This is a genomic window from Bacillus sp. V2I10, from assembly GCF_030817055.1.
GTDB lineage: Bacteria > Bacillota > Bacilli > Bacillales > Bacillaceae > Bacillus_P.
Map to the genome: position 1 here is coordinate 4,036,750 of NZ_JAUSYV010000001.1, position 24,203 is coordinate 4,060,952.

General features: G+C 41.3%; 25 protein-coding genes. 6 read left to right on the forward strand and 19 right to left on the reverse strand.

Going from position 1 to position 24,203, the window contains the following annotated elements; genetic code table 11:
- Positions 1 to 102: 102 nt before the first annotated feature.
- Entirely contained in the window at positions 103 to 924 is an 822-nt protein-coding gene (locus QFZ72_RS20480) for a glycerophosphodiester phosphodiesterase (RefSeq protein ID WP_307437090.1), read from the forward strand.
- A gap of 36 nt (positions 925 to 960) precedes the next feature.
- Here the strand turns inward: QFZ72_RS20480 and QFZ72_RS20485 are convergent, their stop codons facing one another.
- Both QFZ72_RS20485 and QFZ72_RS20490 read right to left on the reverse strand, forming a co-directional pair.
- Complete coding sequence (locus tag QFZ72_RS20485; RefSeq protein ID WP_307437092.1) at positions 961 to 1,827, reverse strand: STAS domain-containing protein; 867 nt, start codon at positions 1,825 to 1,827, stop codon at positions 961 to 963.
- A gap of 296 nt (positions 1,828 to 2,123) precedes the next feature.
- Positions 2,124 to 2,258 (reverse strand): hypothetical protein, encoded by a 135-nt coding sequence (locus tag QFZ72_RS20490; RefSeq protein ID WP_307437095.1) that lies wholly within the window; start codon positions 2,256 to 2,258, stop codon positions 2,124 to 2,126.
- A gap of 166 nt (positions 2,259 to 2,424) precedes the next feature.
- Here QFZ72_RS20490 and QFZ72_RS20495 point away from each other — a divergent pair, with 166 nt between their 5' ends.
- A complete protein-coding gene (locus QFZ72_RS20495; protein WP_307437099.1) occupies positions 2,425 to 3,054 on the forward strand; it encodes a YitT family protein in 630 nt (209 codons plus the stop codon).
- Positions 3,055 to 3,467: 413 nt separating this feature from the next.
- On the opposite strand, the gene QFZ72_RS20500 is transcribed toward QFZ72_RS20495, so the two are convergent.
- The 9 genes from QFZ72_RS20500 to QFZ72_RS20540 form a co-directional block, all read right to left on the reverse strand.
- On the reverse strand, positions 3,468 to 4,676 hold the full coding sequence (locus QFZ72_RS20500; RefSeq protein WP_307439886.1) for an exo-beta-N-acetylmuramidase NamZ family protein: 1,209 nt from the start codon (positions 4,674 to 4,676) through the stop codon (positions 3,468 to 3,470).
- A 58-nt stretch (positions 4,677 to 4,734) separates the two neighbouring features.
- Complete coding sequence (locus tag QFZ72_RS20505) at positions 4,735 to 6,654, reverse strand: glycoside hydrolase family 3 protein (RefSeq protein ID WP_307437101.1); 1,920 nt, start codon at positions 6,652 to 6,654, stop codon at positions 4,735 to 4,737.
- 18 nt (positions 6,655 to 6,672) lie between these two features.
- Positions 6,673 to 8,031 (reverse strand): penicillin binding protein PBP4B, encoded by a 1,359-nt coding sequence (pbp4b, locus tag QFZ72_RS20510; RefSeq protein WP_307437104.1) that lies wholly within the window; start codon positions 8,029 to 8,031, stop codon positions 6,673 to 6,675.
- Between the two features lie 33 nt (positions 8,032 to 8,064).
- Positions 8,065 to 9,075, reverse strand: coding sequence for a MupG family TIM beta-alpha barrel fold protein (locus QFZ72_RS20515; protein ID WP_307437107.1), 1,011 nt, complete (start codon positions 9,073 to 9,075; stop codon positions 8,065 to 8,067).
- Positions 9,072 to 10,442, reverse strand: a complete 1,371-nt coding sequence (locus QFZ72_RS20520; RefSeq protein WP_307437109.1) for a PTS transporter subunit EIIC — start codon at positions 10,440 to 10,442, stop codon at positions 9,072 to 9,074. Before QFZ72_RS20520 ends, QFZ72_RS20515 begins: the two co-directional genes overlap by 4 nt.
- Before the next feature lie 23 nt (positions 10,443 to 10,465).
- Positions 10,466 to 11,323: a MurR/RpiR family transcriptional regulator gene (locus QFZ72_RS20525; RefSeq protein ID WP_307437113.1), complete on the reverse strand. Its 858-nt coding sequence runs from the start codon at positions 11,321 to 11,323 to the stop codon at positions 10,466 to 10,468.
- Positions 11,324 to 11,335: 12 nt separating this feature from the next.
- Complete coding sequence (gene murQ / locus QFZ72_RS20530) at positions 11,336 to 12,244, reverse strand: N-acetylmuramic acid 6-phosphate etherase (RefSeq protein WP_307437115.1); 909 nt, start codon at positions 12,242 to 12,244, stop codon at positions 11,336 to 11,338.
- 427 nt (positions 12,245 to 12,671) lie between these two features.
- The gene (locus QFZ72_RS20535) at positions 12,672 to 13,337 is read right to left on the reverse strand and encodes a vWA domain-containing protein (RefSeq protein ID WP_307437118.1); all 666 of its coding nucleotides are present in this window, start codon (positions 13,335 to 13,337) and stop codon (positions 12,672 to 12,674) included.
- A gap of 25 nt (positions 13,338 to 13,362) precedes the next feature.
- Positions 13,363 to 13,941, reverse strand: coding sequence for a TerD family protein (locus QFZ72_RS20540; protein ID WP_223441220.1), 579 nt, complete (start codon positions 13,939 to 13,941; stop codon positions 13,363 to 13,365).
- Positions 13,942 to 14,125: 184 nt separating this feature from the next.
- On the opposite strand from QFZ72_RS20540, the gene QFZ72_RS20545 reads away from it, so the two are divergent.
- Positions 14,126 to 14,329 carry a hypothetical protein gene (locus tag QFZ72_RS20545; RefSeq protein WP_307437122.1) on the forward strand — a complete coding sequence of 68 codons (204 nt, stop codon included), beginning with the start codon at positions 14,126 to 14,128 and terminating at the stop codon, positions 14,327 to 14,329.
- Positions 14,263 to 14,727, forward strand: coding sequence for an aldehyde dehydrogenase family protein (locus tag QFZ72_RS20550; RefSeq protein WP_307439888.1), 465 nt, complete (start codon positions 14,263 to 14,265; stop codon positions 14,725 to 14,727). Before QFZ72_RS20545 ends, QFZ72_RS20550 begins: the two co-directional genes overlap by 67 nt.
- Before the next feature lie 773 nt (positions 14,728 to 15,500).
- Here the strand turns inward: QFZ72_RS20550 and QFZ72_RS20555 are convergent.
- The 3 genes from QFZ72_RS20555 to QFZ72_RS20560 form a co-directional block, all read right to left on the reverse strand.
- Complete coding sequence (locus QFZ72_RS20555; protein WP_307437123.1) at positions 15,501 to 15,809, reverse strand: hypothetical protein; 309 nt, start codon at positions 15,807 to 15,809, stop codon at positions 15,501 to 15,503.
- A gap of 227 nt (positions 15,810 to 16,036) precedes the next feature.
- Entirely contained in the window at positions 16,037 to 16,429 is a 393-nt protein-coding gene (locus QFZ72_RS29600) for a matrixin family metalloprotease (RefSeq protein WP_373464711.1), read from the reverse strand.
- A 363-nt stretch (positions 16,430 to 16,792) separates the two neighbouring features.
- Positions 16,793 to 17,050, reverse strand: a complete 258-nt coding sequence (locus tag QFZ72_RS20560) for a YjcZ family sporulation protein (RefSeq protein WP_307437125.1) — start codon at positions 17,048 to 17,050, stop codon at positions 16,793 to 16,795.
- Positions 17,051 to 17,586: 536 nt separating this feature from the next.
- On the opposite strand from QFZ72_RS20560, the gene QFZ72_RS20565 reads away from it, so the two are divergent.
- The gene (locus tag QFZ72_RS20565; RefSeq protein ID WP_307437130.1) at positions 17,587 to 18,528 is read left to right on the forward strand and encodes a S8 family peptidase; all 942 of its coding nucleotides are present in this window, start codon (positions 17,587 to 17,589) and stop codon (positions 18,526 to 18,528) included.
- A 42-nt stretch (positions 18,529 to 18,570) separates the two neighbouring features.
- Here QFZ72_RS20565 and QFZ72_RS20570 read toward each other — a convergent pair whose 3' ends face one another.
- The 4 genes from QFZ72_RS20570 to garR form a co-directional block, all read right to left on the reverse strand.
- Entirely contained in the window at positions 18,571 to 18,810 is a 240-nt protein-coding gene (locus QFZ72_RS20570; protein ID WP_307437133.1) for a hypothetical protein, read from the reverse strand.
- A 116-nt stretch (positions 18,811 to 18,926) separates the two neighbouring features.
- A complete protein-coding gene (locus QFZ72_RS20575; protein WP_307437136.1) occupies positions 18,927 to 20,285 on the reverse strand; it encodes a GntP family permease in 1,359 nt (452 codons plus the stop codon).
- A gap of 110 nt (positions 20,286 to 20,395) precedes the next feature.
- The gene (locus QFZ72_RS20580; RefSeq protein ID WP_307437139.1) at positions 20,396 to 21,820 is read right to left on the reverse strand and encodes a four-carbon acid sugar kinase family protein; all 1,425 of its coding nucleotides are present in this window, start codon (positions 21,818 to 21,820) and stop codon (positions 20,396 to 20,398) included.
- A gap of 4 nt (positions 21,821 to 21,824) precedes the next feature.
- Positions 21,825 to 22,715 (reverse strand): 2-hydroxy-3-oxopropionate reductase, encoded by an 891-nt coding sequence (garR, locus tag QFZ72_RS20585; RefSeq protein ID WP_307437141.1) that lies wholly within the window; start codon positions 22,713 to 22,715, stop codon positions 21,825 to 21,827.
- 226 nt (positions 22,716 to 22,941) lie between these two features.
- On the opposite strand from garR, the gene QFZ72_RS20590 reads away from it, so the two are divergent.
- Positions 22,942 to 23,592: a GntR family transcriptional regulator gene (locus tag QFZ72_RS20590; RefSeq protein ID WP_307437144.1), complete on the forward strand. Its 651-nt coding sequence runs from the start codon at positions 22,942 to 22,944 to the stop codon at positions 23,590 to 23,592.
- Positions 23,593 to 23,707: 115 nt separating this feature from the next.
- Here the strand turns inward: QFZ72_RS20590 and QFZ72_RS20595 are convergent, their stop codons facing one another.
- Positions 23,708 to 24,088, reverse strand: a complete 381-nt coding sequence (locus QFZ72_RS20595; RefSeq protein ID WP_307437147.1) for a hypothetical protein — start codon at positions 24,086 to 24,088, stop codon at positions 23,708 to 23,710.
- Between the last annotated feature and the right edge of the window lie 115 nt (positions 24,089 to 24,203).

A 24,203-nucleotide genomic window follows, 5' to 3' on the forward strand; every position in this document is an offset into this window, starting at 1 on the left:
ACTGAAGTATATCACAGAATAAGTATGATTCTATCTTCCTGTTGGCAATGATTCAAAAACTGGGGTACTATGAAAAGACAAGCTGACCGGGGGTGTATATCTATGGAAACCATCATCATTGTCATCGTTCTTTGTTTATTGATAGCTGTTTATATAATTAGAAGAGCAGCCCCTCAAAAAGGAGCAGCACGCTCTATGCTGACTGTTGCTCATAGAGGGGCATCAGGGTATGCACCGGAAAATACAATTGCGTCATTCGATAAAGCGATCGAGATGAAAGCTGATTTTATAGAAATTGACCTGCAAATGAGTAAAGATGGCCGTTTGATGGTCATCCACGATGACTCAGTTGAAAGAACTACAAATGGGAAGGGAAACGTGCGGGATCTTACGTATCAACAACTCCGGAATCTTGATGCCGGAAGCTGGTTCCACGATTCGTTTACTGGACAAAAAATTCCAGCCTTTGAAGAGGTCCTCGACCACTATATTGATAAATGCGGGCTGCTAATTGAGCTGAAAAGTCCGGCAAGGTATCCCGGGATTGAACAGAAAGTATACGATGCATTATCAAGCAGAGGACTTATCGAAAACCGGGCGAAAATCATTGTCCAATCATTTGATACCAATTCGATGAAACATTTTCATGAAATCGCTCCAGCCATTCCGATTGGTGTTCTCGTAAAATTCACGCCAAAAGGAATATCAAACGCACAGCTCGATGAATACAAAACCTATGCAAACTATGTAAATCCAAACAAAAGGCTGGTCTCAAAAAAACTAATAGCGCGTATTCATGAGCACGATATGAAAATCATTCCCTACACCATTCGCGACCGCAAAACAGCAAAAGCCTTTCTGCAGCTTGATTTAGACGGGATTACAACGGATTTTCCGGATTATATTAAAGCTAAAAAAGCATGAAGTGAACCTTCATGCTTTTTCTTTTTATTATGAAGTTCATGATCCATTCCGGTTCAGTGTAAAACCTATGCGGTGCAGGATTTCCTCCAGATTCCCGCCAATCATCACATTCGACAGATTTAAATTAAGCTGCACAGCTTTCATCGCCAGGTCCGGCCGTATACCTGTCAGAGCAGGAGTTACACCTATAAGCTTCAGCATCTGGACAAGGTTTAACAAATGGAAACTAACGTCGTCGTTCATTTGGAGAATACCAGATAAATCAATAATTAAGTATTGCAGAGATAATTCCGTGCTTGCGGAAAGTGCAGTATGAATGATTTTTTCAGCACGGTATTCGCTGATATCGCCAATGATCGGCAGAATTGCCACACCCTGCGTAATCGGAACAATTGGGGCTGACAGATGAATAATTTCTTTGTTGGCATTATCAAGCTCAAGGACGTACGACAGCAATGATGCCATCGTTTCGAACAGCTCAACATGCTTGTCTGTAAATGCAAAAGGCTTCGTATCAAGACCGCAAATCGTTCCGTAGTTTTCACCATTTTCATAGAAAATCGGAATTCCGATGAAACAGCCCCCGCCCAGTTTCTTTGTTACATCCAGATCTTTTGCCAAATCATTGACGGTTAAATCAGAAATGATCAGTGCCTCTCTTCCCTTCTCCACACTCAATTTACAGAACGTTTCTTTAAAAGGAAGTTCGGAGCCTTCTTCCAAAAGAGTCAATTCCTGATTCAAAACCTTTACAATCTCATTTTTATGCTTATCATTTTTTGCAATAAACAATGTATTAATCTCAATAAACTGGCTCAGCATCTTTAAAATGCTTTCAGAAGCTTCATCAAAATTACGATACTTTTTAATCGGGGTACTCAAACCTAAAAGCATTTCTGTCATCTATCTCATCCAGCCTTTCTGATGAACTAAGATTGTCTTAACTTGTTCATTTAAACTTTACTCTATACCCAATCTGCCATAAAGATAAACTAAAAACCGTTTAAGATGAACGGTTTTTTTCTCCATTAAAGGACAATTGAAATTTGGTCATGATCCTGAAGCTTCGAACTCGGCTTGCAAAACTGTTATTTATCAAGATCAAACCATCCTTCACTCTTTTCACATTACTTCTTCTGCTCACCCGTTGAGCCTCTCAGATAAAACTTTATCAAGACGGAGGAAGCCCGGAGAGCAAGCTATTCTCCATTCGCATTATGACGGCGCACAAGAGTTTCTTTTAAAATCGAGCTTCTGCCGCACATTTTGCAGTTTTTCTTGAGCGTTGTATTCGTTTCTTCAGAATACAGATTCCACCTGATACATTTTTTCATTTCCTTCACCTCTTAGGGTGGATAAAGGAATGGAATGGTAGAATACCAAAAAATGAAAGGGTTTCCAACTAATTTTCATAACATTTCCATTTTTCAATAACAAAAGAATACCTAAATTCTTCATGTATACTGAGGATATCACCTACAAAAGGAGTCGTCCGGAAACATGCAAAACGTAATTCGTTGGGTCAGCATCTTAATTGGCTGTTTTGCCGTGTCTCTCGGCGTTCACTTGCTATCATCCTCAGAATTGGTGATAGGCGGAACGGCCGGTCTTGGCATCGTAGCTCAGCATCTGACAGCCTATTCATTTGGAACCCTGTTTTTTGTTATCAATCTGCCATTCTATGCTCTCGCTGTTACCCAGCTAGGCATCGCCTTTGCCCTTCGGACGTTTATCAGCGTCAGCATCTTGTCCATCACCTCAGAATTTCTGCAGCAATCTTTCATTGTCCATTTTCCGCATCCGATCATCTCAGCCATCCTTGGAGGAATCTCCATCGGCATTGGACTGATCTTCCTGTTCAGAAACGGATCATCCTTAGGCGGCATGAACATTCTCTGCATTTTCCTTGAGAAGAAATTCGGATATAACCCTGGAAAAACCATGCTTATTACTGACTTAATGATTGTCGGTTCAGCACTGCTTGTCTTCGGACCGCTGCAAATTGTCTATTCCGCTGTTGCAATCTTTGTCATGACTGCTATCCTTGGCAGATATCATAAAAAATCTCCGCTTGAGCGGGAGAGTAAGGCATCAGATTCTGAAGAGGATCGGGTTTCTGCTACGGCTTAAAAATAAAACCAATAAGAAAGGAGCCATGGAATTTGATCCTGGCTCTTTTTTCGTATATTCAGCTGAACAACCACTGATATATATAGAGAAACCTGATGTACTGGACTAGTAACTGATTAAATATTACTTTTAAATATGGTATCTATTTAGCTGAAACAGATTATACGTTCAAATTCACAATTTTATCAGTCAATTTTTGAATATTTACGGTCGATTTTCAGGATTATACGGTCAAACTACATGTCGGATACAGCCAAAATAATCGTTATTCAGCCCTTTATACGTACAACCAGCCGGATAGTTAGTTATAAGCTATAACACTTAAATAATTGCAGCTTTCATATAATCTTCCTTTTCTTATTACAAAATAAAAAAAGAATGAAATCACAATGATTTCACCCTTTTTACAAAAATCACTTATAGATCAAATACTCTTCCCTAACCTCCTTAAAATCATCCTGTTCTTTCTGGTACTGATTCATGATGTCTGTAACAGTAGCTCCTTCAAGGATCATTGGTCTGACCCAGTCGTTTCCGATCAATTTATCGAAGAAGTTGTTTGATAGAAATTGGAAGTCATTTGGATACATGTCATGAATCGTTTTGATGATGTGAAGACCTGTTGGAATTGCATCAAATTCTTCGCGGTCAGTTACATAAATCTCTACGCCATGACTAAGTTTCCCGGCATGTTTTGAGAATGTCGGTGTAAAGGATGCAGCTCTGAATTTCACGCCTGAAAGACTGAGGGAGTTCAGTTCTGCTGCAAGGTCTGTGCTGTTGATATATGGTGCTCCGATTAGATCAAACGGCTTGGTTGTTCCGCGTCCTTCCGACAGGTTTGTTCCTTCAATCAGACCAGTTGCCGGATAAACAAATGTTGTTGAAACAGTTGGCATGTTAGGCGACGGCAGGACAAATGGGAGTCCTGTATCGTCGTAATTCATGGAACGCTTCCAGCCTTTCATTTTGACAACTGTCAGGTCTGCTCCAATTTCAAACTCTTCATTAAAGAAATTGGCAAGCTCCCCTATAGTCATTCCATGCTTTGTAGGAATTGGATATAGCCCGACAAACGATGCGACCTCAGGCTCAAGAACAGGTCCGTCCACTGAAAGTCCCCCTTGCGGATTCGGTCGGTCAAGTACGACGATCGGAATGTTATTCTCTTTTGCCGCTTCCATCGCATAGGCCATTGTGTAAATGTACGTATAGTACCGGGTGCCTACGTCCAGGATATCAAAAAGAAGTACTTCTACATTTTCAAGCATTTCAGGTGTTGGTTTTTTTGTCTGTCCATAAAGGCTGTAGACAGGCAAGCCAGTTTTTTCATCGATATAGAATTCAACATAAGATCCGGCTTGAGCATCCCCGCGCACCCCATGCTCCGGACCGAATAAGGCTGTCAGTTCAATATCCGGATCATTGTGCAGCAAGTCCACAATGCTGTTCAGTTCTGAGTCAATGCCTGTCGGATTCGTAATTAAGCCCACTTTTTTGCCTTTCAAGAGCTCTTTTTGATCATCTAAAAGGACCTCAACGCCAGGAGTAACTTTATTCTTTTTCTTTTCCTTATGGGCAGCAACATCTTTTGCTGCAGGCAAAGCACTTAGCGCAAGCATCAGAATCGTTATCAGCACAAGAATTCGTTTCAATGAAACCTCTCCCCTTCAAATCGGATTATTTAAGCTGCTTGCCTGAACGAATATCGAGTCCATGGCCAAACGGATAAAGAATTTCATCTGGCTGAGTAACGGATGGAATATCTACAGGCAATTTACCTTGTGGCTTTGATTCGCCAAAGATTGTTTTAATGCCCGCCGGGATATTCGGCTGTCTGTAGGCTCCATTTGAATAGCCTTTAAATCCATAAACTGCAAGCACAGCTTTAGCTTCTTCAAAATTCGCTGCATCATATGGGTTGCGCAAACTCATTAACACAAATTCTTTTTTCTTGGCTTCAGCATCTTTCATAACCGCTCTCGGGAAAGCCGTTGCCCATTTACTGGAGTCCTGAACACTGTCATCAATTACTCCATCATTTACAGCAGGATCATTTTTAACAACGTAAGAGCCTGTAATTACATAGTCCGCTTCATCAATCATCGCAGCTACTTCATCATTAAATGATTTATTTGAGAACGCATAGCCTGTCACTTCTACATCTTTCTTCTTGCCCTTTAATTCTTTTATGCTTCTTGTCATCGCTTCTACTTGATCAGCAAAAGGAGCGAGCACAAGGACTTTATCATTTTTCTTTGGTTTGAAAGGAAGTGTTTTGTCTTCATTTTTCAAAAGAGTAACAGCATCCTCCGCCATTTTCTTTTCTTTTTTCAAATGATCCTGATTTCCAACAACGTTCAGAGCATTTTCTACTTTCTCGTCGATCGGTGTGTTATCAGGAGTCAAAATTCCGCGTTTGACTTTAAGTTCAAGGATTCTCTCAACTGAAGCATTTACCTGCTCAATCGGAAGGTCACCAGTTTCAATGGCCTCTTTTACTGCGTTAAATACAGAGGCTAAATTCTTTTCCATTTCAAGCGAGTTGACCTGTGCAGGCATTAACGCAATATCTACACCTGATTTTAAAGCTAAAACAACCGCTTCTTCCTGGCCAAAGTTGTCAGCGATTGCTTTCATGTTCAGCGCATCTGTGACAATGACACCTTCAAAGCCCATTTCCTCGCGGAGCAAGCCTGTCAGAACTTTTTTGGAAAGAGTGGCTGGAACCAAAATTTCCTGTCCGTCTTTTTTGCTGATATACGTTGTATCATCAAATGCAGGGAATTGTACGTGGGCTGTCATCACCATATCCACGCCTTCATCAATCGCTTTCTGGAAAGGCACAAGCTCCACAGAACGCAATCTTTCCTTGTCATGTGTAACTAGCGGAAGACCGTAATGGCTGTCAGTTGCCGTATCGCCATGTCCCGGGAAATGCTTTGTTGTCGCAGCCATGTTTTGGCTTTGGAGTCCTTTAATTGTTTGGATGCCAAGCTTAGAAACAAGCTCAGGGTTTGAGCTGTATGAGCGTACTCCGATTACAGGATTTCCAGGGTTGTTGTTTACATCTACAGATGGACCGAAGTTTACATTGACGCCAAGTGACGATAATTCTTTTCCAATGATTTCGCCAGTCTGATAGGCGTACTTTTCACTTCTTGCTGCACCGAGAGCCATATTGCCGGGCAGGTTCGTTCCGGTTTGAAGGCGTGTTACGATTCCGCCTTCCTGATCAATGGTAATAAAAAGCGGAAGTTCTGGGCTCGCTTTTTGCAGACCATCTGTCAAACGGGCTGTTTGCTCCGTTCCAACGACGTTTTCAGCAAATAGAATGACGCCGCCTAAATGATATTTCTGAATGATGCTTCCCACTTCATCATTCATTACTGTAAAGCCAGAAGCTTTGCTTTCCCCTTGTTTTTGCCAGTTGCGGAAATCCGGCATCAGCATCTGGCCCACTTTTTCATCAACCGTCATGCCTTCAACAATTGCTTTTACATCTGTTTCAGCTGATGATTTAGCAGGTTTGATGCCTGCTAAAGCGGAAACTGAAAGCACTGCAGCCAAAGCGGCTGCTGCCCATTTCTTTTTAAACATGTTCCCATCCCCTTTTTATTAATTTGATTCTAAAGCTTCGTAAATAGCTGTTACAACACTTCCGTAGCTTCCTGTTGTGAAAAGATCTCCGAAAAATTGATTGGAGTTAGCAGCAGGATTCACGAGCGGCGAATGCTTTTTATTCGTGAGCAGGACGATTCCCAAATCCTGTTCAGGATCAATGATTGTCACCGTTCCTGTCCAGCCTGTATGGCCGTAAGCACTGTCACTTGCATATTTACTGAACATCCAGTCCATGCTGTCATTGCCGTTTAATCTCCAGCCAAGACCGTAAGTCGCATTCTTTTCAGATGGTGCAACGAATTCTTCTATCGTTTCTTCATCAAACAATTTTTCATTTCCGTAGCCGCCGCCGTTCAGCATGACCTGCAGAAGAACAGCGAGATCACTGGTTGTCGAGAATAAGCCAGCATGTCCGGAAACACCCTCCATTGAATAGAACGCTTTTTCATCATGCACTTCCCCTTGAAGCGTGTATGTTCGGATGTTCGGGAAATGAATCACTCCGTCACGCGTGTTGCCTAACAGCTCAGTAGCCGCAATCTCCTTAGGCTTGAAGCCTTTTTGCAGCGGATTAAACACCGTATCTTTTAAATTCAATGGCTTGTACAATTCGTTTTCTACATATTCATCCAGCTTTTGTCCTGTAATTTTTTCCACAATGGTCCCAAGCAGCATATAGTCAACGTCACTGTAGACATTTTTTGTCCCAGGCTCATATGTAAGCGGAGTTTTATTAATGTTTTCAATCGTTTTTTCACGTTCCTGGGAATAAAGCTCTTTTGATACCGCAGGGTTATGGTACTGTGGGTCTGGTTTAAATCCGGCAGTGTGATGAAGCACATCGATAATGCGCATCGTATCTTTTCCTTTAATCATATCTGCTTCTGTGTCTTTAAATTCAGGAATGTAATCTTGAACTTTTGCATGAATATCAATCTTTCCTTCGCTTGCTAGCTTCTGAAGGGCAAAATTCGCTGCATACATTTTCGTATTGGATGCAAGATCAAACAAGGTGTCGTTTTCCATTTTCAAAAATTTCTTAAGCGGTGTATGTCCATCAAATTTCTGTTTATAGCCGTAGCTCTCATTTTTCACAATTTTCCCGTCTTTTATGACAATCAGCGCAGCTCCCGGAAACCCTGCGGCCACTTCTTTTTCAATCAGCTGATCGACTTTTTCAAGCTTTTCAGAGGAAAATCCGACTTCCTCCGGCTTCTTTGCTTTTGTTAATACAGGATACTGAACATGTGCTTGAGGCGACGCTTTTTCATTTTGCTCTGCAAAAGAAGCAGAAGGTACAAGTAATGAGATGGCAAGAACAGAAGTTAGTGCACAGCTTGTCCATTTTTTCATCATGTTTCCCCTTTGAAATCGTATTTTAATCGCTTATGAAACAACCAGTTTCACTTTTTGACCAGGCAGGACCAGATTAAGCAGCGGCAGATCTTCTGCTAAAACATGTCCGATGACATTTACCCGTTCGTCTGCCTCCAAATCCCGTCTGCAAATTTGAATTTCACCCCTGTAGCGCCCGTATCCGTCATTGTCCATCGTAATCATTCCTATTTGTCGTACGATGGTATTCTCAGGCTCTACCTCTGAAGTTCTGCGTGTACCTTGAAGGCGGAATACATCTCTTGAAACGTCAGGACGAAATTGATATGTTCCGCTTTTAAAAGTACTGGAGATGACACTTATTATAAGAATATTCTGATTTTCATAGATAGAAAGATTTTCGAGCAGCTCATTTTCTGTGCCCGGATCCCCTATGAATACTTCATCAACATGCTGCAGCATTTCTACGCCGGCAGCATAAGGGTTTACGCCCCTGTGCTTTTCTAGTGTAGGCAGGCCGTCAAAAAGCGGTCCGCGTTTTGCATCCGTTCCCGGAATAAATGCAGCAATCGGTATCCCGTATTTTTTGAAAATCTGATTCTGCTGATGAAAAAATGCTTCGTCAAGTCCCGTTTCACGCCTAGGATAAAAATTGTGCCAGGCAATAAGACTGTCTGATTTAATTCCGCTGCCAAGAACAGTCAGCAGCTCCTTTTCTGTAAGCGTGCTTGCATTAAGTGAAAGAGAGAAAACGTGTGATAAAGATTTAATTGTTTCATAGTCAAACCCGTCATCAAGCCGGATTCCTTTAATACCGTACGATGATAAATCTTCGAACCTGCTGATTCCAAGGTGGTCAAGTGTCTTTAAAGAGACATCTGCATGAATCTCAATATCATGAGACTGTGCAAGCTTTAGAAGCTCAGACATCCTCTGGACGAGAATGCCTTTTTCTTCAGGGATGTGAAGCGAGGTAAACGCCCGCTTCACTCCTGATTGTGCTGCATGAACAATTTGTTTTTCTGCATGAGGATCCTGTAGATAAAATGAAATGCCGATCACTTGAATTCAGCTGCCATTTCATCTTTAAATCCGAATAGGTAAGTGAATATAAATCCAGCTGCATATGAGATTAATAATCCAGCAAGGTATAGAATAATTTGATTCGTGTGAACTAAGAATGTAAGCGGAAGGCCTGATACGCCAACTGCGATTGTCGCGATATCAAAATGAGCCTGGAAAGCTCCCCCTACACCTGCGCCTAAACATGCTGTTAAGAACGGACGGCCAAGCGGAAGCGTCACACCAAAGATTAACGGTTCGCCGATACCGAGCATTCCTGAAGGAAGCCCACCGCCGATTGCACGCTTTAAGCTTTTCTTTTTCGTTTTAAAGTAGATAGCAAATGCTGCGCCTACTTGACCCGCTCCGCCCATAGCAAGGATTGGAAGCAATGGATCATCACCAATAGAGTTAATCAGCTCAAGGTGAACTGGTGTTAATCCTTGATGAAGTCCGGTTACAACTAACGGAAGGAACGTTGCGCCAAGAACAAATCCGGCAACAACTCCGCCAAGATCCAGCACACTGAGTAAGCCTTTCGTAATCGTATCTGATACAAATCCTCCGACTGGCATGAATACAATGTAAGTGACGATACCAGTGATTAATAGCGCAATAGTAGGTGTAATGATAATGTCCAGAGATTGCGGAACAAATTTTCTTACTTGTTTTTCAACTAACGCGATGAAGATGGCTGCGAATAAAACCCCTATTAACCCTCCGCGTCCAGGAAGCAGGTTTTCACCAAATAAAGCAATGTCGCCTACAGCCGGGTTGATGACGAGGATACCGGCCAGTGCTCCAAGCGCTGGGGAACCGCCGAATTCTTTAGCTGCGTTCGTTCCTACTAAAATACCAAGGTAAGCAAACAGTCCAGATCCGATAACGGTTAGAATAATAGCTAATTGTGAATCTGCTGCGAGCCAGCCTGCCTGAACAATCGCTTTTGTAATCCCGGTTATCAAACCTGAAGCTACAAGGGCAGGAATCAGCGGAATGAAGATGCTTGCGATTCTTCTCAAAAAGAGTTTAAAAGGTTTTGCATTCTTTTTATCAATCTCTGATTTGTTTTTGGAAGCTGCGTCTTTCAGGTCAAAATCATCAGAGGCTGCAAGCAGTTTTTCAAACTCTGCTGAAACTTTATTTACAGCACCGGGGCCAAGGATGATTTGGATTGTTTCTTCCTCTACAACACCCAGAACCCCTTTTGTTTTCTTGATGGCTTCCATATTGACCTTTGAACGGTCCTGCGGCGCGACGCGAAGTCTTGTCATGCAATGCGTGGAGGTCGCAATGTTAGCCGCTCCGCCAAGATGCTCCAATAGTTGTTCGGCAATCAATAAGTTTCTGTTATTCCCCTTTGCCATCTTAAAGCCCCCTTTAAAAGTGCCTATTTATATTTTTCAGTCATTGATTTGATGGCCGCTCTAGTATTATCTATATATTGTACGGTCTCATCGTATTGCTCTGTAGCCATTCCGAGAAACAAAATGTCGATCATATAAAGCTGTGCCAGCCTGGAAGAAGTCGCTGCGCTCCTGAACGGCGCTTCATTAGAAAAAGACGTGTGAAGCGAAACATCGCACAGAGACGATACGGTCGTCTGCCCAAAGTGAGTAAGCCCGATCGTTTTGACGCCGCGCTCTTTTGCAAGCTTCAGCACGTTGATGATTTCCTGTGTCTCGCCGGAAAAAGAGATGGCGAACAGGACATCATCCGGATCGGCATTGGCAATCAGGGTTGCAACCAGATGCATGTCTGTAAAAGCCGTTGCTCCTTTATTTATGCGGATCAGTTTTTGCTGCGCATCCTGCGCCACAATATTTGAAGCGCCTACCCCGCAAAAATGAACGTTTTTAGCTTTCAGCAGCATCCCGATGGCTGTTTTCAAATTTTCATGATCAATAATTTCAGCTGTATCACGGATAACCTGAATTGTATTGCTTGTTGTTTTTTCAACCACTCTGTAAAGGGATTCGGAAGGTTCAATATCACGGTAGCCCTGTTCAACAGATTTCATCAGATCACCGGCAATTCTCATTTTCAGATCCTGGAACCCTTTTAAGCCAAGTGATTTGCAGAGCCTGACGACTGCTGCCCCGCTTGTCTTCGCTGACGTGCTTAATTCACTTACCGTGCTGTTCACTACTTCATGCGGATGCTGCAGAATGTAATCTGCAAGTTTTTGCTCTGACTGCGGCAGCTTGTTAAGCATGGTTTGAATGATGGATAATCCGCCTGTTGTCATAGTGCTCGCTCCTTATGATGTATGGAGTGAGATGGCTTTTCGTACATCCCCATCCGCACGATTTAATAGATTTATTGATTCCTTTAATGAGGTGTTTACTTTAATCATGACAATCGCTGGTTTGACTTTAAGCTCTGCTTTTTCAAGCGTTTCTTTTGCAAGGTCATATCCAGCATCCGTCACCGTTTGGATGATGCTGATCGCTCTCTCCTTCAGCTTGTGGTTGCTGACATTCACATCGACCATTAGATTTTCGTAGACTTTACCGATCTTGATCATCGTTGCTGTTGAAATCATGTTGAGCACCATTTTATGAGCCGTTGCCGCTTTCATCCTGGTTGAGCCGGTGACCACTTCAGGGCCTACGACAACCTCGATGCCAATATCGGCAGCTTCAGAAATTTTAGCATCCTTGTTGCAAGAGAGCGCGATTGCTTTTGCACCTGTCTCTTTAGCATAACGAAGGGCTCCAATTACATAAGGTGTCCGGCCGCTTGCAGCAATTCCAACTACAGTGTCATCAGCTGATAGATCAATAGCCTTCAAATCAGCTACACCGAATTCTTCTTTATCTTCTGCTCCTTCGACAGCACGGACGAACGCTTTCTCTCCGCCTGCAATCAAGCCGATAACTGTATCAGGTGAAGTGCTGAACGTCGGCGGGCACTCCACCGCATCAAGGACTCCAAGTCTTCCGCTCGTCCCTGCACCGATGTAAATCAATCTTCCTCCCTTCTTTAACGATTCATATGCACATTCAACGGCTGCCTTAATTTCAGGCAAAACCTCCTGCACAGCAATCGCCACTTTCAAATCTTCGTTGTTCATCATTGAAAGAATTTCGAGTGTATTTGCGCTGTCAATATTCATAGTTTGTTCATTTCTCAATTCTGTCGTTAATGAACGCAGTTGTTTTTCCATAAACGGGTGATGCCTCCTAATAATTAAAATTCTCAATTTTCAGTATATTATACCTTAAACATAATTTCAATTTATTCTTTGTATTTTTGAAATTATGTTTCAGATTATTCGCTAATGATAGCGCTTTTATGACTAGACAGCAAGAGGAAATGATTTGAATTAGTGACTGAAAACAGAGTTTATAGATGTCAAAATTAGGCATTACGACATAAAAACAAACAGGAATCATGGATAATAATAAGGATTTTGACACGCACACCCATTTAATAGTAGTTAAATAGAATGATTTTTGTTTTTTATTGGAAAACAAATCGAAATTAGCTGAAATTTAGGTTTAACTATCCGAGACCCCAATCTTGCTTTCCGCTCCCCTTGGATAACATAATAAAAAACAGCCTGGGAAACACATCCCAGACTGCATTTATTCCTATAATACTCTCTTCTCTTTCGCTTCTCTAATCCAATCCGGAAATTCGTTCAGCAAGCGATCGTACAGCTGCTCATCTGTCATCGCATCAATGTCCTGAACATGAAAGAAGTTGGCGTTATCAATAAATCTGCCTTCCATCGTATCCAGGTTTTCCAGCACTTCGAAGTTTGAATTTCCTACACCGACAAATTGCCAGAATATCGGTTTGTCAGAAGAGGAGACTACCGGCTTTTTGATGGTTCGCTTACAGCCTCCGTCGTTTATGAACACAATAAAAGCTGGATCTTTGTTTGGATCTTCTTTTAAGTATTTGTTCATGACGTCGTACATGACAGGCGGTTCATCGTTGCGGCCGAATTTATGTATGGTGTCACTGTTTAAAATCCGCAGGCTGACGTAGTTTTCAAAATCTCTTTCTGTCACAGAAGGCAGTCTTGAAAACTCATTATCGTATACCCACACATCCAGCATGCCGTCATCATCAAATTGACTGGCCACTGCCAGGATGCGTTCTACCACTTTTTGAACGGTTCCATTTTTATAGAGGTTTCTCATGGATCCTGAGATATCAAGTACTAGTCCTACCCGTGCGACGACTCCGGTCAGCTTCTTTTTTTCAAGTACGATTCCTGCGGTTTTTTTCATTAAGTTGATCGAGCTCACTTCTAACAGTCCCCTTTATCGTATCTTAAACGTCTAATCCATAATTTTTGCAAAGTGCCGCAAGTCCGCCTGAAAAGCCGCTGCCGATTGCGTTGAATTTCCAGTCTTGACCATGCTTGTATAATTCACAGACAACTACTGCTGTTTCAACTGAAAAATCTTCCCCCAAATCATAACGGAGCACTTCTTCAGAGTTATCGGCATTCACAACACGAACAAATGCATTGGAAACTTGTCCGAAGTTTTGATGGCGGCCATCCGCATCATGAATTGTTACAGTAATCCCAATTTTTTCTACATGGTCCGGCAGCAGTGAGAAGTCAATGGTCATTTGCTCATCATCGCCGTCCCCTTCTCCCGTGCGGTTATCTCCAGTATGTTCAACAGCGCCATTGGGACTTTTTAAGTTGTTGTAAAAAACAAATTCTAAATCGTTCTGAACCTTGCCGCTTCCATCAGCAAGAAAAGCAGAAGCATCCAGATCAAAATCCTTCCCGCCTGAATACTTATTCGTATCCCAGCCAAGACCGATGATTACTTTCGTTAGTCCCGGGTTTGTTTTTGTCAGATCAATACGCTGTCCTTTAGATAAAGAAATTGACATGATATCACCTCGTTAAATATTTTCCAAAAAGGAAGTCTGCTTCTATTGTACTACGAAACTTGTCCAAAAAAGTTTCAAAAGGAAAGATTGTCCGATTTTTTAGAGCACATTGAAATTGGCAATGATGTTTGAGCCTTAATAGTGAGTGGAAAAAGTTCAGTACAATCTTTAAAGGAGGCTCACTATGCAGCAGCATAAATTGTACATTAACGGTGAATATATAAACTCTACTTCAGAGGAAACAATCGATGTGGTTAATCCGGCTACAGAAAAAGTAATATCCAGTATATTTACAAGGCTGAAGAGGATGCAAACAGCGCCATTCATGCGGCCTATGAAGCGCAAAAAAAATGGGAGAAGGTTCCCTCTGCTGTCAGAGGCAAAATAGTCCGCGAGCTTGGCGGCAGACTGAAGGATAGACGCGAAACGTTTATTAAATTGCTGAGCGAGGAACAAGGCAAACCATATGAACAGGCGAGCGGCGAAATTGATACCGCCATCGAGTATTTCTACTACATGTCTGAGTTCGCACGTCGGATTGAGGGAGAAATTATTCCGAGTGACCGCCCGAATGAGAACATCCTGATGTTCAAAAAGCCGATCGGAGTTGTAGCCGGAATTGTCCCATGGAACTTCCCAGTATTTATTTTGGCAAGAAAAGTGGCTGCAGCGCTGATTACCGGCTGTTCAATCGTCTTAAAACCGAGTCAGCAAACGCCAAATACAGCCGCCGATGTTTTAATGGATGATGCCATCCTGATTCACATATATCGCAATCCTAAATGAAGACGACCGGATAAAAACCACACAGCAAGGACTGCCTGATAAAAACCTACATTTTTGCTAATTAAAGCCCCATTTATACAAGTTGAAAAGACAATTTTGCGAATTAAAACATGATTTCCGCAAATTGGCTGCTTGAGATCTTAAGTGAGAACCCATTTACTATTTTTTCTTCCTTATATCGATCGATTTTTTTAAGAAATGGCCAAAGGCAGCTAGCAAAAGGCAATTAAAAAGGGGTTGATAGCAGATTCAGCTGCAATTACACCTCAGATTCAGGGTACAGCCTGTTTTACTTTCCAGAACCCGGCAATTACCAGCCGAAATATTTCTTTTACTGTCCAGAATCAACCAAATACTTTTCGTTTTTAGTGTATTCCTATCTTTTTTCCATCTGCCTCCTAACTCGAAGGCACTGTACCTACTATTAATAAAAAGAAAAAACGCAGGAATCCATGTTCCTGCGCAAGACACTCATCATTTTGTTTTATAAAAAAATCTTGAAACCCCAATACCAACTGTCCCCAAAGCAATAAACAAGATAGCCCGGAGGACAAGTGAGAGGGATACCAGGTCCAAGAGAACAAGCTTGGATAATGTGAGAAACAGCAATCCAATCCCTAAGATCCGCACATTTCAATGATTTTTCAGGACGCCATAGACGACACATACAACGGCATAAAATGCCCAAATTCCAGTCACGGACATCATTTTAATTTCAAATGACATGTTTGAAGCACATGCTAGAATAAGCATGGTCACAAAAATAAACGTCGTTATCGCAAGTACAGCAAACAGGACCCGGTCCAGAAACCTGACATCACTTTCCTTAATTGGTCACTGAATTTACGGAGCAGAAGCTTCACTATGATCAATGATGCTACAATACACATCCACACGACTGATTCATAGGACCATACAGCATAAATCATTTTAGTGCTGCTTGCTAAAAGACCAATAATATAGACAATCAAACCAATATATTTTTGAATGATCCCTTTGATTGCAAAGCCTGTATATAACGCTATTAAACCATGCAGCAGCAATAGCAGTCTTAATTGTTCTTCTCCCGTCATTTCCAGCAAGTAAATGCAGCATATGAAGCGATCGGAGCAAAAATATCCAGCTTTTCTGTCTCTGTTTTTTTCAAGAAAAGCCTTATGGAAACAGATGCATAAATGGTGAAGGCAGCTGCTGAGAATCCCAAATAAACGGAATGATTGTCATTGTAAGCATAAATACAACCAAAAGAGACTAGAGACTAAAGCAGTTGTAATTAAAATCTTTTTGTATTTCATTTGAAATCCTCCTCTTAATATCTAGCTCGAATACCTGCCCAATCATCGGACACTGGAGTTGTTTGATTTAACCAAGCTGGACCTGAAATCATAATTGAAGGCACATCATCCTCATGACCCAAACCAAACGAATGCCCTACTTCATGCGCTGCTGTTTCTTTTTCATGAGCATCAGACAGGGGACCAAAGTCAGCCCAGAAAGTAATATTTGAATAATCACTAGTAGTGCATCGACATTCACTGACCTCGGATGCATAATCATTAGTATCAGTTGAAGATTTCTCAAATCTTATGGATGCTTCTGATTTGAGGTATTTTTGTCCATAAATTCCAATTTCATAAGCTGGATCCCATGCAAAAACGCCATGCCTAGCATCAGTATTCCACTCTCCTACCGAAGAGCCAATATAATAAGTAACTGCTTGAGGATTAACTAATTTATTCCCTACAAAAGTATTTTTATACTAAATAATGGAAATATCTACTAAAAATTTAACGGTATATTATTAGTCTCCTATTTAAAATTTTCCAAATTAACCCGAAACTAACAACAAAATAGACCCATATTCCCTATTTCTCGTTGCCTTTATGGCAATATACGAAAATTGCGAAAAAGCCCTGTATTTCTCCAAAATACAGGGCTTTTCTTCTTATAACTTTCATTACGTAAACTACATTGCGATCCATCAAGACGGCTTTTTTGCTTAACTAATCAATAAAAACTCCAGTATGAGTACTGGAGTTTTTGAAGGCGGATGCCCGTGATTAGGTCAGCCACAGAAAGTACATGCGCCAATAATGATTAGTAAAATAAACAACACTACTATAATCGCGAAATCATGACATCCATGACGGTGATCTCTATATACACAAACAGGAGCTGCGTATCCATAAGCAGGAGCTATATATCCATGAGATAAAGCAGGTGAGTGAGGAATATTCTCTCCAGAAGTAAATGGTGCGTTTACGTTATTATACATTTTCACATCTTCCCTTCGTTTGTAAAGCCCTGTGATTATCCATTTCATAAAGCTTTGATAAATTATATGTTGTACGGTCCTTATGTGAAGCTTATTCGCAGCCTAAATTACAATCCGTTAACCACCGATAATCCCTGGTTATGGTAACAAAACGAGGTTGAGTACCTTTTGGACGTCCAAGAGGTACTCAACCTCGTTCATTGCCGATAAGATTGATTATGTAAATTAGATTTGTATGGAGTATTCATTTAATACACGGTAACGAGGCGTTTTAATCTTTGAATGTCATAAATCCGATACCTTCTTTTCTACAACACAACGATTAAACACAGACTATTTCTTCTCCTTTTCTCCGAGTCAGCTCGGCTCTAAGTTCACTTACTTCTTGCTGCAAATCCATCATTTTCGTTTCAATTTCATCTATTTTTCTTTCTAAATTCATAAGCCACCTCTTCTATCTTCCTAAGTTACATTGAATGGCAAACGCATGAAATTGAATAGTTCTCTTGAAATCCACATTCTTTATCATTGATTGTCAACTTTTATCATATACCTTAATCATTACAAATAAAGGAGACGGTAAAGTGAAAGGAAAAGTTCGGCTGCTTCCCCATAAATACGGACCTATCGTGAAAAATGTAAATACAAATTCTGAAGGAGTGGACATGATTCGTGCTCCAAAGCTCTGGGAGCAGGGTATAAAAGGGAAAGGAATTACAATAGCGGTGCTTGATACAGGCTGTGATGTGAATCATCCTGACCTGCGCGCAAATATTGCCGGCGGGCGAAATTTTACGACGGACGATAATGGAAATCCTAACAGACTTACTGACTATCACGGGCACGGCACGCATGTATCGGGCACCATTGCAGCGGCAAAGTATGTGGGAGTTGCACCTCAGGCGAAAATTCTTGTTGTAAAAGTGCTTGCCGGAGACTCCGGAAGCGGAGAATATGCTTGGATTACAAAGGGCATCTTGTATGCGATTGAACAAAAAGCAGATGTGATTTCCATGTCACTTGGAGGACCTTCAGATCATTCTGAAATGCGAAAGGCAATCAAAAAGGCGGTTGCCAAACAAATCGCAGTTGTTTGCGCTGCTGGCAACGAAGGCGATAATGATAGTAGAACCTCAGAGTTTTCTTATCCCGGATCCTATAATGAGGTCATCTCGGTAGGGTCAGTAGGCTTCGGGAAAATTTCCTCGCCTTTCTCAAACTCTAATAACGAAGTTGATCTTGTAGCGCCTGGAGAAAGAATCGTCTCTACTATTCCCGGAGGTGAATATGCAGCATTCAGCGGAACCTCGATGTCAACACCTCATGTGGCAGGCGCGATTGCCTTAATCAAACAGCTTGAACAGCAGGAATTTAACCGAAAATTTACGGAAGCAGAAGTATATGCGCAATTGATCAAGCGGACAATTCCGCACGGCAATCCAAAAACGCAGGAAGGCAATGGTCTGCTTTACTTGACTGCTCCGGATTTGCTTAGGGAAAGTGCAGCCCGAGAACAAGCTAATTGAAGAATAAAACAAAAGCCATCACCTGTTGAATAGTGATGGCTTTTATTTTACCTCAGCTGAAAATCTCAAGAGCTGGTCCGTGCTTTTATCGTATATTTCCCCTGAACCGATTTTCCCTTTTATTTCGTCTTCAGATTTTTCTTCATAGCTCAAGCCGTCCAAATCAATTGTGCCTTCGCCAGAGCCGCCCTTGTAATCGACCGCAAGTGAATCTGGTTTCTCAGCCAATTCAATGGTAATTTCTTCACTCGAAGTTACCATGATGATGTCGATTTTCTTCAACCACTGTACTTCGTATTAATTGAATAACTCACCAACATGTTCAGCTCAATAAAAAACCCTTGCAGACACCTTAAGTGTATCGGCAAGGGTTTTTATTAAAATAGATATAAATCGTATTAAATAAACAAATCCAGCAGTAAAACCATAGCAAATGCCGAGAAGGATAAGATTGTTTCCATTACGGTCCACGTTTTTAGAGTTTCTGGTACTGACATGTTAAAGAATTCCTTAATCAGCCAAAATCCAGAATCATTTACATGAGAAAGCATAATCGATCCTGCTCCTACTGCCAGTACCAGCAGTTCCGGGCTGACGCCTGGAGTTACCAGAGCAATTGGAGCAACAATTCCAGCAGCTGTTGTCATAGCAACTGTTGCAGAACCGACCGCAGCGCGGATCAATCCAGCAATTGCAAAGGCTAAAAAGATTGGTGAAAGGCTTGCACCTGATGCAAATTCTGCAATGGCGTCACCTACACCGCTTGTAACAAGGATTTTATTAAAACCGCCACCTGCTCCGATGAGAAGGACAATTGACGCGACAGGGCCAAGACAATCATTCGTAAAATGCAGGATTTGTTCTTTATTATATCCGCGTGCAAATCCAAATGAATAGAATGCAAATACAAGCGCAATCAGCAATGCGATGACAGGACTGCCGATAAATTCAACCCAGTATCTAAGCATACTTGTTTCAGGTAAAGTCAAACCGGCTACTGTAGATATAAGCATTAGAATAACAGGAAGTAAAATGGTAAATAGAGTAATCCCGAATTTAGGAAGTTCTGTGTTTTTAGATTTTGTTAATTGTTCAGCTAATTCTCCAGTAGGTTCAACCTTTACTCGTTTTGAAATCCATGAACCGTACAAAGGGCCGGCAACTGCAGCTGCAGGAAGAGCAACAACCAATGACAGCACAATTGTTTTTCCAATATCAGCGCCAAAAATGCCGACGGCAAGCATCGCTGCAGGGTGCGGAGGTACAAGACTGTGGACTACCGCAAGTCCCGCTACTAGTGAGAGACCTATTTTAAGCAAAGAGGTTCCTGTATGCTTGGCTATTACAAAAACAAGCGGAATTAATAATACGACACCGACCTGGAAGAAGACAGGAATCCCGCAAATAACAGCCACAACCATCATCGCCCAGTGGACATTTTTTTCACCGAAAATATGAATGAGAGTCCGTGCGATCCTTTCAGCACCGCCTGACTCGGCAAGCATTTTCCCAAGCATTGTCCCAAGTCCTATCACAATCGCGATAAATCCTAATGTACTGCCGACACCGGCTTCAAATGCTTTTAATATTTCGGGAAGCTTCATTCCTGATATAAGCCCCATAAACACCGCTGAGACAATAAGTGCGATGAACGGGTTGACTTTAAATTTGGCTATTAAAAAAATTAATCCTGCAATTGCGATAACCGCATATAATAGCAAGCTGGCATTATGACTTAAACCAAATACAGAATCCATTGTTAATCCCCCTTTAAGCTCAATGTTTTTATAGAAGTAACCGTTTTCATTCATTGTCTGACCTAAGGCATGTAAACACCTGAGGTCAGACAGTACGTTCAAAATACAGCCTAGTTCAACAGTTCAACAACTTCCCTTAATGAAGTTTTGCTGCCTACATTTCCCGGAAACACGACATATGGCATTCCCGGAAATTTACTTTCACTCCCGGTCTTCCAGACAGGAATTCCAGGCTGAATTTGGCCGGCTACTACAGCTCTTTTTACTTCAAGACCATTGGTGCCTACATCGCTTGATGTAATACCGCCTTTTGCTATAAGATAGTTAGGTCTAATCTTTAATTGCTTGACGATACTCGTGACGGCTTCCGAGATTTTAACAGAAAGCTTTAATTCTTCTTCCTTTCTTTCTTCCCCAAGATCAAGCCGTTCTCTTCGTGTATAAACAGCCACAGTTTCACCTGAATTCAAAAGGTTTTCACATGTCTCTATGACTCTGCTGATTTCTGAACGGAACTTTTCTGGATCTAATACAAGATGGCAGTCAAATTCGATGAACTTGATAGAATCTGCCTTTCTCAGTTCAGCAAGCTGGTCAGTTGTTTTTTGCACATGGGAACCAATAATAATTAATCCCCCATTACCTGACTCTTCTATAATAAGTTCTTCTTTTGTTAGAAGCCCTTTATCCCTTATGCCGCCAATAACTTTAGTAAAGGCTGCAGCACTTCGGAACATAAAGTTTTTCCCTGCTCTCATAGCATCAATTAATGCTATGGCAAATATTTTCACATCGACATAATCGACTGCATTCACAATAACCTTGTTAAAGTCCTGAACTGAAAGCAGCTGATTTTTGATTGTTTCAATATCAAGTGCCCTTAAGCTTTCCAATGAAATATAGACAGCCGATTCAGCCTTGAATTCTCCATATGATTTTTCCTCAGCCCACTTGCCTAAATGTGAATGGGTATATCCAAATGTCCTGTCCTTGGCGAATTCAGTTTCACCAGCTGGAATCAGCTCCTCGTTGTCCTCTACATAGTGAACATTGTCGATTGTGAAGCGGCCGCCTTCCTTAAAGAAGGGGATAATCACTTCTCCGTCAAAACGCGAGGCAGAGGCGGATTCAGTCGTGTCCTTCAATACCTTTGTTTCTAATGGATAATGCCCCCTAAGAGTTGAGTCACCGCGGCTGACAATCATATATTCCTGATTATGTTTCTTTGCAGCTGCCATGATATTTAAGGCTATTTCTTTATGAGCCTTTTCCGTTTCCTCTGCTGTAAAACCCCTAGAATTCGTTAATAGAAAAAACATAGAATTTGTTTCCTTGAATCCTCTTTCAATACTTTCTATTGACCAGTCTGTGTAGACCGATACCCCGTGAACAGTCTGAACTCCAGTAGGATCATCATCCAGAACGATAATTTTTTTATTCAGCACAAGCAGCCGTGCATCCAGCATCTTTGTGACAGCACTTTCGTTTACTTCTGGAATTTTTTGAAAAACAGCTTTACTTATTCTCTTGCTCATCCTATCAGCCCCTTACTTCGACATTTGCGAGTTTTTCAAAATATTGAACAATGCCTCCGTGATCCTCCGCTGCTTTTCCATCGACCTTCAAAGTGTGAAATATTTCTAATAATTGACTGGACAGCGGCATTGGTACACCAATTTGGTGTGCTGTCTCCATCACATTTGTCATATCTTTTAAGTTGATGTCAATTCTTCCTCCAGCTGCGAAATTTCGTTTCAGGATTAATGGAACTTTAGCATCAAGTACAGCACTTCCGGCAAGTCCGCCTCTGATTGCCTGATACATTCTTTCAACGTCAATACCAGCTTTCGCCGCAAGCACCAAGGCTTCAGACATGGCTGCAATATTTAAATTAACGATAACTTGATTAGCTAATTTCGCCGTGGTTCCGCTTCCATTTCCGCCTACTAATGTCACTTCAGAGCCCATTGCATATAGAACATCCTTCACCTTTTCAAAAATCTCTTCCTTACCTCCAGCCATAATGGCTAAAGTTCCATCTATTGCTTTAGGTTCTCCTCCGCTTACGGGGGCATCCAGCATTTCAACACCTTTTTCTGCTGCTGCCTCTGCAAGCTCTTTTGATATTACAGGTGAAATTGAACTCATATCTATAATCACAGTACCTGAATTCGCTCCGCTCAAAACACCATTTTCCCCCAAAACCACTTGTTGGACATGCTGAGAAGCAGGAAGCATTGTAATAATGATTTCACAGCTTTCACTCATTTTTTTTGGAGATTCAGCACTAGTGGCACCTGACTGTACTAATGCTTGCACCGCATCCTTGTTAATGTCGTTAACTGTGACTGAATACCCTTTTGATAATAGATTTAATGCCATAGGTTTTCCCATAATGCCCAACCCGATGAAACCGATATTTTTCAACATCCTATTTCCTCCTATTCTACTAATCACTTATTATTTGGTTTTAAAAATCAAAATCTGAATACGCTTACAATTTCCTCTTAAAGTGATTGTATACCATTAAATTAATTTTGTATACATTTTTTTAATTTTCGTATCCATTATTGATTAAATTGTTTAGCTTATACATTTATTCATCATTTTTTGTTACTATAATTGATAATTGGTTTTTGAATTAGGAGTGAACGCTATGAGTAAAAACAAAGGAAAATCTCGACCTGCTTACCATCAAACATATGAAGTGATTCGTGACAGGATTTTAAATGGGGATATTCCGGGAGGAACGAAAATTGTAGAAGAAAAGCTCGCAGCCGAACTAGGCTACAGCCGTACTCCTATCAGAGAATCTCTTCGCCAGCTGGGATATGAGGGTCTTATTGTAAATAAAAAGGTTGTCCAGCCTGCTGAGAAGGATTTGCGTGATTTATTCCAAGTGCGCATTCTTTTAGAAGGGTTTTCCGCTCGGTCCGCTGCAACATATTTGCCTGAGGAAGATTTAATTTCCCTATCTGAATGCATTAAAATTGGAAGAGAAGGAACGACAGATGAAATCATGTCTGCCAATGAACGTTTTCATGAAATTATCGTTCATTCCACTGGCAACTCTATGATGATTGATACCATCAACAGAATGCAGTCAATTATTTATCTATTCCGCAAGACAGTGGTTCTTTACAGCCGCCCTCGTTTAATCGATGAACACGAAGAAATTTATGAAGCAATAAAATCAAGAGACGGGCAGGAAGCCGAGAGCCTGATGAAGAATCATCTTCAATCAGATCTGGACTTTTGTTTACATATTCTTAGCTATAATCAAAATGAAAAAAAAGGAAGCAAATGAGTGTTTTATTTACATCTCATTTGCTTCCTTTTTAAACGATTACATATTCATTCAAGGATAATAAGTTCCTGCAAACAGCAAAAAACCCCGGTCACCCCCGAGGTTTCTCATCCGTCTATTTGGATAACAGCTGCAGAATCATCTCAGCATCTTTTTCTCTCACATTCATTTCATCTGCAAGCTTCGCAGGATTGTCGGCAAGCGACGGACTTTTTTTTAGGGCAGCAAGCGCCTGATAGCAAAGACAGATCGGTGTTTTTTCAATGCGGGTGCTGATAATTCTGCATACCCCGCTCTTCTTCGTCTGAATAGCCCCGAACTGCTCGAGCTGATCGAGCTTCTGAAGGGCAGATCGCTTTGAAACGCCTAGCTCATCTGAGAGCTCGCTGATTTGATAGTTCACATTTCCATCCGCATCCCGTTTGACAAGCAAATAGCCTAATAGTTTTGAATATAACCTTGATAGATTTACTAATGCTCTGTCATTTATGTTCATATACCTGCCACCTAATCCAATCTGTTACAAATAAGTATACATATTGTCTTAGGCGAATGTTTCATATCATCGTTTTGTAATATAGTTTTCATTGTTTTGTTATAAATTTGTGAGT